Raw genomic sequence first — 2,537 nt, 5'->3', positions numbered from 1 at the left:
TACACGCCGAACGACACTCTTTCCCTACACGACGCTCTTCCGATCTGCCCAAGAACGGATTTCGCCGTGTTTGTCGACACCGGCCAATCGGGCGGCCTCAGCCCAGTCATGCACTGAGGCGCCTGTCTTCTCTTCTATGTTGCGTAGCTGTGTCGCTTTGGCCTGCGCTGGATCCGCCATGGCGCCCTCCATGTGAGTGCTCAGCGCCTGACGTGACCCCCATTTCTCATCCAGCCATAACGAGAGTCCTGGGTTGATTTGAGCCTTGGTGTTGGTGGGTGGCAAGAGGCCGGTGCGCGGAGCTATCAGCCTGCGCAGCGTGCCGGCCGGCCTCTCCGCAGAAGGCGCTGGCGTACTCCCTGGGTGTCATCCAGCCGAGCTTGGAGTGCGGCCGCCGCTCGTTGTAGTCGCGCCGCCAGGTTTCCAGCACGGCGCGGGCGTGCGGCAAGGATCGGAACAGGGTCTCGTTGAGCAGTTCGTCGCGCAGCCGGCCGTTGAAGCTCTCGTTGTAGCCGTTCTGCTGGGGCTTGCCCGGCGCGATGTAGTGCCAGCCCACGCCGCTGTCGTCGGTCCAGGCCAGGATGGCGTTGGAGGTGTACTCCGTGCCGTTGTCGCTGACGATGGTGTCGGGCCGCCGGCCACGCTGGGCGATGATGGCGTCCAGTTCGCGCGCAACCCGCCGGCCCGACAGCGAGGTGTCGGCCACCAGGGCCAGGCATTCGCGCGTGCAGTTGTCGATCACCGTCAGGATCCGAAAGCGGCGACCGTCGGTCATCTGGTCGGACACGAAGTCCAGGCTCCAGCGCTGGTTCGGCGCCAGCGGGACCTCCAGGGGCCGCCGCGTGCCGATCGCCCGCTTGCGCCCGCCGCGACGGCGGACGGTTAGCTTCTCCTCGCGATAGAGCCGCTGAATCCGCTTCTTGTTGACCGCGTGACCCTCGCGCCTAAGCAGCACGTGCAGCCGGCGATAGCCGAACCGGCGTCGCTCCTGGGCCAAGGCCTTCAGCCGCTCGCGCAAGACGCCGTCATCGGGCCGCGTGGCCTGGTAGCGCACGCTCGTCCGATCCACGCCCAGCACCCGGCACGCCCGCCGCTCGCTCATCTCGTAGGCCGACTGCAGATAGGCTGCAGCCTCCCGATGCGCGGCGGGCGTCACCACTTTTTTCCCAGAAGGTCTTTCAGCGCGACATTGTCGAGCATGGCGTCGGCCAGCATCCGCTTGAGCTTGGCGTTCTCGTCCTCCAGCGCTTTGAGCCGCCGCGCCTCCGACACGTCCAGGCCACCGTACTTGGCCTTCCACTTGTAGAAGGTCGGCGAGCTGAGCCCGTGCTTACGGCACAGGTCCGCCACCGGCACGCCCGCCTCCTGCTCGCGCAGGATCCCGATGATCTGTTCTTCCGTGAACCGTGATCGCTTCATTCGTCCGTCCCTTTCCTGGGGCGGACTCTAATTATTTCTGGAGGAGTTTCAGGGGGTCACGTCAGGATCACCGCCTACGAGCAGGACTCATCGCTCGAAGCGCTGTGCGAGGAGATCCTGGGTCTCACCAAGATGAACTGGAACAACACCCAGCTCGATGGCCGCCTGCCTATCACGCTAGGGTCGAAACCCAATCAAAATATTGATTGAATGGCTCTTGCTGTGATTCACTCCTCCTAACGGAGGTGGATCATGGCTGGAGAGTTTTGGCTATCGGATCGGCAGTGGGCGGTGATCGATCCGCTTTTGCCAAAGAACCAGTCTGGTGCGCATCGGGTGGACGATCGGCGCGTGATCAGCGGTATCATCCATGTGCTGAAGGTGGGTTGCCGCTGGCAGGACTGTCCATCGGTCTATGGCCCGCCGACGACGATCTACAATCGCTTCCGGCGCTGGACGATCAAGGGCGTCTGGCGGCGGCTGTTCGCAGCCTTGGTCGCGTTCAGTCCTAACGACGTCCACATGATCGATTCCACCAGCGCCAAGGCCCACCGCTCGGCGGGCGGCGGAAAAGGGGGGCCGACATCCAGGCGATCGGCCGTTCGCGCGGCGGACGTACGACCAAGATCCACGCCGTCGTCGATGGTAAGGGACGTCTCATCGCCTTCGAAATAACCGCCGGACAACGCGGCGACGCCCCCTTTGCCAAGCCACTTCTGGAACCCCTACCCAGCGCACGCCTCTGCCTGGCCGACACCGCTTACGACGCCGACAAGTTGCGCAAGTTCCTGACCGAACGCGGCACGACGCCCGTCATCCCCAACAACCCCACGCGCAAGAACATCCAGCCCTTCGACCCGGAGGCCTACAAACAGCGCAATCTCGTCGAGCGGATGTTCTGCAGGCTCAAGGACTGGCGGCGCATCGCCACTCGATACGACAAGCTCGCCGCCATCTTTGCCAGCGCCGTCTTCATCGCCGCCATCATCATCTGGTGGGCTTAATGAGTCTGGAGCCTAACGTCAACGCATGCTCTTGCGGCGCGGCGGTGGATTGCGCGGTGAACGCCTCCGTATCGGCGAGCCGGCTTTCTTCACGGTGTTCGCGCCGAGCGCGGT

At 64.2% G+C, this 2,537-nt stretch carries 2 protein-coding genes and 1 pseudogene; 1 reads left to right on the top strand and 2 read right to left on the bottom strand.

Going from position 1 to position 2,537, the window contains the following annotated elements; all coding sequences use genetic code 11:
- Positions 1 to 226: 226 nt before the first annotated feature.
- Both Q0Z44_RS18275 and Q0Z44_RS18320 read right to left on the bottom strand, forming a co-directional pair.
- Positions 227 to 1,168 (bottom strand): annotated as a pseudogene (locus tag Q0Z44_RS18275) (IS3 family transposase); the annotation flags it as partial.
- Positions 1,153 to 1,419, bottom strand: a complete 267-nt coding sequence (locus Q0Z44_RS18320; RefSeq protein WP_062096469.1) for a transposase — start codon at positions 1,417 to 1,419, stop codon at positions 1,153 to 1,155. The gene Q0Z44_RS18320 and the pseudogene Q0Z44_RS18275, both read right to left, overlap by 16 nt.
- A 252-nt stretch (positions 1,420 to 1,671) precedes the next feature.
- Here Q0Z44_RS18320 and Q0Z44_RS18265 point away from each other — a divergent pair.
- Positions 1,672 to 2,423, top strand: a protein-coding gene (locus tag Q0Z44_RS18265) for an IS5 family transposase (RefSeq protein ID WP_156447756.1) whose coding sequence is annotated in 2 segments (ribosomal slippage) — positions 1,672 to 1,999 and positions 1,999 to 2,423 — 753 coding nt in all. Because the reading frame shifts where the segments join, the coding sequence is not laid out codon by codon here.
- Positions 2,424 to 2,537: the final 114 nt, after the last annotated feature.

Source organism: uncultured Aquabacterium sp. (assembly GCF_947366995.1).
Classification (GTDB): Bacteria; Pseudomonadota; Gammaproteobacteria; order Burkholderiales; family Burkholderiaceae_C; genus Aquabacterium.
The sequence above is the reverse complement of the archived record's forward strand: the minus strand, read 5'-3'. Positions and strand labels throughout refer to the sequence as shown.